General features: G+C 69.0%; 6 protein-coding genes and 1 tRNA gene. 1 reads left to right on the top strand and 6 read right to left on the bottom strand.

Going from position 1 to position 6811, the window contains the following annotated elements; genetic code table 11:
* Nucleotides 1-464 precede the first annotated feature (464 nt).
* Nucleotides 465-1460, top strand: a complete 996-nt coding sequence (locus D7V97_RS37695; RefSeq protein WP_120615437.1) for a TerC family protein — start codon at nucleotides 465-467, stop codon at nucleotides 1458-1460.
* Between the two features lie 121 nt (nucleotides 1461-1581).
* Here D7V97_RS37695 and D7V97_RS37700 read toward each other — a convergent pair whose 3' ends face one another.
* From D7V97_RS37700 to D7V97_RS37725, 6 genes are all read right to left on the bottom strand, one after another.
* Nucleotides 1582-1908: a YacL family protein gene (locus D7V97_RS37700; protein ID WP_120615438.1), complete on the bottom strand. Its 327-nt coding sequence runs from the start codon at nucleotides 1906-1908 to the stop codon at nucleotides 1582-1584.
* Nucleotides 1909-2122: 214 nt separating this feature from the next.
* Nucleotides 2123-2194, bottom strand: a tRNA-Val gene (locus tag D7V97_RS37705).
* A gap of 81 nt (nucleotides 2195-2275) precedes the next feature.
* Nucleotides 2276-2560, bottom strand: a complete 285-nt coding sequence (locus D7V97_RS37710) for a hypothetical protein (RefSeq protein WP_120615439.1) — start codon at nucleotides 2558-2560, stop codon at nucleotides 2276-2278.
* A gap of 22 nt (nucleotides 2561-2582) precedes the next feature.
* Nucleotides 2583-3008 (bottom strand): hypothetical protein, encoded by a 426-nt coding sequence (locus D7V97_RS37715; RefSeq protein ID WP_120615440.1) that lies wholly within the window; start codon nucleotides 3006-3008, stop codon nucleotides 2583-2585.
* A 9-nt stretch (nucleotides 3009-3017) separates the two neighbouring features.
* Nucleotides 3018-4640 (bottom strand): Hsp70 family protein, encoded by a 1623-nt coding sequence (locus D7V97_RS37720; protein ID WP_120615441.1) that lies wholly within the window; start codon nucleotides 4638-4640, stop codon nucleotides 3018-3020.
* A gap of 190 nt (nucleotides 4641-4830) precedes the next feature.
* Nucleotides 4831-6811 (bottom strand): ATP-dependent helicase (locus tag D7V97_RS37725; protein WP_147445139.1); only part of this gene is annotated, 1981 nt, incomplete at its 5' end.

Below are 6811 nucleotides of genomic sequence, written 5' to 3' on the forward strand. Positions count from 1 at the left end.
GGCTCAGGGTTCGCGCCGCAGCCCGTGGCATGGAGCGCGAGCAGCAGCGCGCAGGACGAAAAGACATAGCGGTTCCGCATCAGCAGGGGTGTCCGGTTGCGGGGGGCCACGAGCCGGGTGGAGCCGCGACGCCATCGCCGGCGGCCTCGTCACCCGCATCCGGACTCCCGGGCTCGCGTGCCACGGTGGGTCCGAGCGCCTGGCTGGTCTCTGCGGCCCGGTGAAAGCGTTCTCAGCCGGGGCCTTTGCAAACCCTCGCGACCGTGAACACTTCCCATCGTCACCCCTGCGCAAGTGGCTCTTGATTGCCCGCCTCCCCGAAGCGGCGCCCGCCTGCCCCGGGGACACTTCTGTTTTCCAGAAGGGTCGCGTCCAGATTCCCTATTTGCCGAAGGGTGTCCCGGCTCCTATCTGAGGAGGGCTCCTTTTGTCGTTCCGTACCGCCCCCTCCCCAGGTGAACGCCGTGGAATCGATACACACCCTCGCCAGCCCCGGAATGTGGGCGGGCTTCATCGCCTTCGTCTTCGCGATGCTCGCGTTGGACCTGGGCGTCTTCCACCGCAAGGCGCACGCGGTGAGCTTCAAGGAGGCCGGCGCGTGGAGCGCGGTGTGGGTGAGCCTGGCGCTGACCTTCAACGGCATCCTCTGGTGGCGCTTCGGGTCCGGGCCGGGGATGGAGTTCCTCACCGGCTACCTCATCGAGAAGTCGCTCTCCGTCGACAACATCTTCGTCTTCGTCGTCATCTTCTCCGCGCTGAAGATCCCGGCCATCCACCAGCACCGGGTGCTCTTCTGGGGCATCCTCAGCGCGCTGGTGCTGCGCGCGGCGATGATCTTCGCGGGCGTGGCGATGCTGGAGCGCTTCCACTGGCTCATCTACGTCTTCGGCGCGTTCCTCATCCTCACGGGCATCAAGCTCTTCGTGCAGCGCAACCACGAGGAGCACCCGGAGGACGGCTGGCTGATGCGCACCGCCCGCCGCGTCATCCCGTCCACGCCGCGCTTCGACGGGCAGCACTTCCTCACGGTGGAGAACGGCCGCAAGCTGGCGACGCCGCTGCTCATGGCGCTGATGCTGGTGGAGGCGTCCGACGTGCTCTTCGCGCTGGACTCCATCCCGGCCATCTTCGCCGTGACGCGCGACCCGTTCATCGTCTTCACGTCCAACATCTTCGCCATCCTGGGCCTGCGCTCGCTGTTCTTCCTGATGGCCGGGGCGATGGAAAAGTTCAGCTACCTGAAGGTGGGCCTGTCCGGCGTCCTCGTCTTCGTGGGCGCGAAGATGGCGCTCGTGGACGTGGTGCACCTGTCGCCCGCCATTTCGCTGGGCGTCATCGCCCTGGTGCTGGGCTCCAGCATCGTGGCCTCACTGGTGAAGGCCCGCCACACGCCGCCGCACGGGCCCGAGGCCAAGGCTCCGGATGCGGGGCAGAAGCTGACGCCCGCCACAAAGACCTGAACGCGCGAGCGTTCCCTGATGGAATAGAAGGCCGTGGGTCCCATGGGGTGTGGGGCTCCGGGCCCGGGCCCCCGAAGCGCGTGGGGGCTCGGGCCTTTTTGTTTCCACCGGGCCCCTGCCGTCATTGGGCCCGGGACAGCTCCATGAACGCCAGCCAGGAGCGCACGGCCTCCTCGAACTCATCCAGGGGCATGTCCTGCGAGCGTCCCGGGATGGCCTCCTCGCTGTGGATGGAGGCCCGGGCGCGCGACAGCTCCAGGCTCCACGCGTCGCCGTTGACGTCCCAGCGCTCGCGGTTGCCCCGTCGCACGGCCTTGAGGACGCGCAGCATGTGCTCCGCCCTCGCCGGCTCCGAGCGCAGCTCCTGCGCGAGGTAGTCCGCCAGTACGTCGTCGGGGGGGAGGCCGCGCACCACCACCCGGCCCTGCTGATCCCACGTGAATCGCAATGTCCTGGGCACGGCCCTGACGGTGCCACAGCCGCGGAAAGCGGCCACGGGCCGCCGGTGCGGATTGCGACGGAACCCGACACTGCCGGGCCCCCGCGTGAGGCAGCGGACGGGGACCCTGCCCCGGAAGGCGCGGCCCGAGGTTGGAATGTCGGGTGGTGGAAAAGCGAAAGGCCGTGAGCCCTGGAAGGACTCACGGCCTCTTTCGCTGAAGTGGGCGCAGCAGGGCTTGAACCTGCGACCCCTGCCGTGTGAAGGCAGTGCTCTACCACTGAGCTATGCGCCCGACTGCTGGCTGCCGTTGCCACCGCTGCGCAACGGACGGGGCGATAAGTGCCATCCGTCCGCGTGGGTGTCAACGCAATTTCTAGGAGGAACCCTCCGACAGCGCCTCCAACTTCTCGTCCAGCTCGCGCAGGCGGCGCTTGAGGCCCGCCAGCTGCTTGCCCACGGCCTTGAAGTCGCTCTTGGGCGCGAAGTTCAGGGCCTTCATCACCTCGTCCTGCCCCCGGTCGAGCGCCTGCTTGCCCCGCTGGACCCGGCCAATGGCGTTGGCGACGGCCAGGGCGCGCTTCTCGTCGCCCAGGAGCTTCTCCATCGCCTTGCCGGAGAGCCCCAATGCCTGCTTCTTCAGTTCGTCCCGGATGCCCATGGGTGTCGTCGTGGTCCTGGGCTCAAGGCCCGTCAGGGAACTCGGTCTTCAGCGCGGCGAAGACGCGGTCCGCGATGCCCTTGTAGCGCATGCGTTCGATGAGGGGCTGCAGGTCGCCGCGCATGGAGATGCGGCGCTTGAGCACGGCCTCCACCGGGTCCAACGTGCCCAGCAGCAGCTGCTTCCAGACGGAGTACGGCGCGCGCGCCAGGTACACCGGCTCCAGTTCGTCCAGGTCGTCCGGATCCGCCAGCACGCGGGCCTTCTCGATGCGGCAGTCCCCCGGCACGACGTGCACCACGAAGGACTTCGCCAGCTTGCCCGGCTCCGCTTCGATGATGGCCCCGAAGTCGCCCTTCCAGCCCTTGCCGGCCATGGCGCACTCGGGATCCGAGTTCGTGAGCCGGACGGCCTCGTCCAACCATTCCTTCGACGGAAACTTCGACATCGCGCCTCCCTACCCCCTGCGGAAGATGCTCTTGATGCTGGAGAAGAGGCCGCGGTCGTCATTGGACGCGCTGCTGCTGGACGGGGCCGCCGGCGCGTTGCGCGCGGACACCTCCTGCAGGGCCTTCTTCAACTGCTCGGGCGTGTCGCGCGTGGCCAGGTCCACCTTGCGCAGCGTGCCCGTGGCGTCCTCCACCTGCACCTGGAGCAGACACTCCTCGGTGAGGCGGAAGTCGATCTTCCGGCCCGCGGACGCGGCCGGCACGCGCACCGTGCCCAGGTACTCGTTGTCCACCATCAGGTCGCTGTCGCCCTGGTAGATGTCCAGCTCGATGAAGGGCGAGCCCGGCTCCTTGGGAGGCGGCAGGCGGAAGCTCTTCACCATCGGGATGAGCGAGTTCTTCTCGATGATGCGCTTCACGCGCCCGTTGGGCATCGCGTAGCCAATGGGCATGGACAGCGCGTCCAGCAGCGTCACCGCATCGATGCTGCCCAGCGAGTCGCCCAGCAGCGCCGCGCCCAGCGCGACGCACTCGTCCGGGTGCACGCCCTTGCGCGGCGCCTTGCCGAAGTGCGCCTGGATCTTCTGCTGCACGAGCGGCATGCGGCTCTGGCCGCCGACGAGGATGATCTCGTCGATCTCCGAGCGGGAGATGCCCTTCTCCGCGAGCACGCGGTCGCAGATGTCGAAGGTGCGGTCCACCAGGTCGCCCGTGAGGTTGTTGAGATAGTCGCGGGTGAGCGGGATGCGCAGGTCCAGGGGCTTGCCCTTGCGCTCCTCGATGTACGGCAGGTCGATGACGACGTTGGGGATGAGCGTCAGGTCGATCTTCGCCGCCTCGGCGGCGTTCTTGATGCGCTGGAGCGCGATGGGGCTCTCGGTGAGATCGATCTTCGTCTCGTCGCGGAAGCGCTCCAGCACGTACTCCATGATGCGGTTGTCGAAGTCCGCGCCGCCCAGGAAGGTGTCGCCGCCGGTGGCCAGCACCTCGAAGACGTTGCCAGCCAGGTGCAGCACGCTGACGTCGAAGGTGCCGCCGCCCAGGTCGTACACGAGGATCTTCTGATCCAGGCCCCGGTTGAAGCCGTACGCCAGCGCCGCGGCGGTGGGCTCGTTGACGATGCGCTTCACGTCGAAGCCGGCCAGCCGCCCGGCCTCCTTCACCGCGTTGCGCTGGTTGTCGTTGTAGTAGGCCGGGACGGAGATGACGGCCGCGTCGATGGGCCCGCCGAGGAACTGTTCGGCGATCGTCTTCAGCTGCGACAGCACGAAGCTGGAGATCTGCGGCAGCGAGTAGAGCTTGCCGCCCATCGTCACCGCGGCGTCCCCGTTGGGGTCCTCCACGATGTCGTAGGGGAAGTAGCCCTTGAGGTCTTCGACGGCCTTGGAGTGGAACTTGCGGCCGATGAGCCGCTTGGTGCCCCAGAGTGTGTTCTTGGGGTTCGTCACCATCTGGTCCTTGGCGACGCCGCCGACCAGCAGATCGTTCTTGGCGGAGAGTGCGACCACGGAGGGCAGGATGAGGTTGCCGCGATCCGTGGGGACGATCTTCGGGATGCGGTTGCGCACGGACGCCACCAGGGTGTTGGTGGTGCCCAGGTCAATCCCGACGATGCGTGGTCTGTCCGCCATGAAGGTCAGCGAGCGCACGCCAGGGGGACGGTGCGCCCGTCCTGACTCTCTAGCACGTCGTGCCGTGATGTGCGCGTTTCTAGGCGGATGCTTCCTCCCTGGCTGTAGTTCCAGCCGGGCGGCATAACAGGGGCCCCCTTTTCCTGGTTGCCCTCCCGTGCCAGGGGCCTCAGGCCGGGTGTGGGTGGGCCTAGAACCCGGGTTCCGGATCCGGTCCCAGCTCGCGGACGCGGATGGGGCCGTCGGGTTCGGGGGGCGGGAGCGTGTCGCACACCGTGTCGGGGGCCTCCGGCAGCTCGGTCAGGAAGCGCGACGGCGTGAGCAGGAGCCGTCCGTCCTCCCGGGGCAGCGACGTGTGGGGGTACACGAGCCAGAGGGCCTCCCGCGCCCGCGTGACGGCGACGTAGAAGAGGCGGCGCTCCTCCTCCTCGGCCTCGGGGCTGCGGATGGCCTGCGACATGGGGAAGCGCCCATCCACCAGCCCGAGCACGAAGACGGAAGCCCACTCCAGCCCCTTGGCCTGATGGACCGTGGACAGGGTGAGGACGTCGTCCGGCGGCTCGCCGTCCAGGGCGCCCTGCGCGGAGAACTCGGAGACCAGGGCGATGTCGGACAGGAAACGCGGCACGTCCTCGAAGCGCTCGGCGAACTCCTGGAGCTGGCGCAGGTCCTCGGTGCGACGGGTCGCCGCGTCGGACGCCTCCCCTGGCTCGCGCGCCGCCAGCACATCCGCGAGCAGCGCGCCCGGTCCTCGCGGTCCGCCATGGGACAGCGTGGCCATCAGGGACTGGAAGCGCTGGAAGTCGGCGGTGGCCTTTCGCGGCACGTGGGCCTGCACGTCCGGGTGCAGCAGGGCGTCCCCAAGCGGAAGCTCCGCGGGCAGTGCGCGGAGCGCGGTCCACAGGTGCTCGGTGCTGGCGGCGCCCACGCCGGGAAGGCGCCGCGCGAGCCGCTTGAAGGCCAGCTCATCCTCGCGGTGGTGTGCCCAGCGCAGGTGCGCGAGCGCGTCCTTGATGTGGGCCTGCTCGAAGAAGCGCACCCCGGAGCGCACGCGGAACGGGAGGCCGTGGCGCGCGAGCTCCAGCTGCAGCTCCAGCGAGTGCAGGTGCGCGCGGTAGAGCACCGCCATCGACTCCAGCCGCTGGCCCTGGGCCCGCAGCGCGAGGACGCGCTCGGTGACGAAGGCGGCCTGCCCCTTCACGTCGCGGGTGGGGACGACCTGGGGCACGGGGCCCGGAGCACTGTCGGACACGAGCGCCTTGGGGAACTGGCGGGTGTTGCGCGCGATGACGGCGTTCGCGAGCCGCAGCACCTGGGGCGTGGAGCGGTAGTTGCGCGTGAGCGGGTAGATGCCGCAGCCGGGATAGCGCTGGGGGAAGTCGATGATGTTGGTGAACTCCGCGCCGCGGAAGCTGTAGATGGACTGGCAGTCGTCGCCCACGACGGTGAGGTTGCGGCGCTCGCCCACGAGCAGGTCCACGAGGTCGCCCTGGAGGCGGTTGGTGTCCTGGTACTCGTCCACGAGCACGCCCTGGAAGCGCGCGGTGAGCTCCGCGCGGATGACGGGGTGCTCCTCGAGCAGCCGCTTCAGGTGCGCGAGCAGGTCGTCGTAGTCCATCAGGTGCATCTGCGCCTTGCGCTGCTGGAAGCGGCGGGCGGTGGCGAACACCTCGGGCGCGACGGGGAGCATCTGCGGCTTGCGCTCCACCAGCACCTGCGACACGGGCTGCTGGAGGTTGGTGGCGAGCGACACGAGCTCCAAGAGCGCGTCCGGACGCGGGAAGCGCTTGTCGCTCTTGAGCTTGCGCTCGGCCAGACACGTGGCCATCAGGTCGCGTGAGTCCTCGCGGTCCAACACCGTGAAGTCGGTGGAGAAGCCCAGCGCGCCCGCGTGCTGGCGCAGGAGCACGTGCGCCGCGTGGTGGAAGGTGCCGCCCAGCATGCGGCCCACGTCCGCGAAGCCGCCGGCCAGCTCCTCCACGCGGCGGATCATCTCGCGCGCGGCCTTGTTGGTGAACGTGAGCAGCAGCAGCGCTTCGGGAGGAACACCGCGCTCCAGCATGCGCGCCACGCGCCACGTGAGCGTGCGCGTCTTGCCGGAGCCCGCCCCGGCGATGACGAGCACCGGTCCCTCCCCTGCTTCCACGGCCGCGCGCTGCTCGTCATTGAGG

Source organism: Corallococcus sp. CA053C (assembly GCF_003611675.1).
Taxonomy (GTDB): domain Bacteria; phylum Myxococcota; class Myxococcia; order Myxococcales; family Myxococcaceae; genus Corallococcus.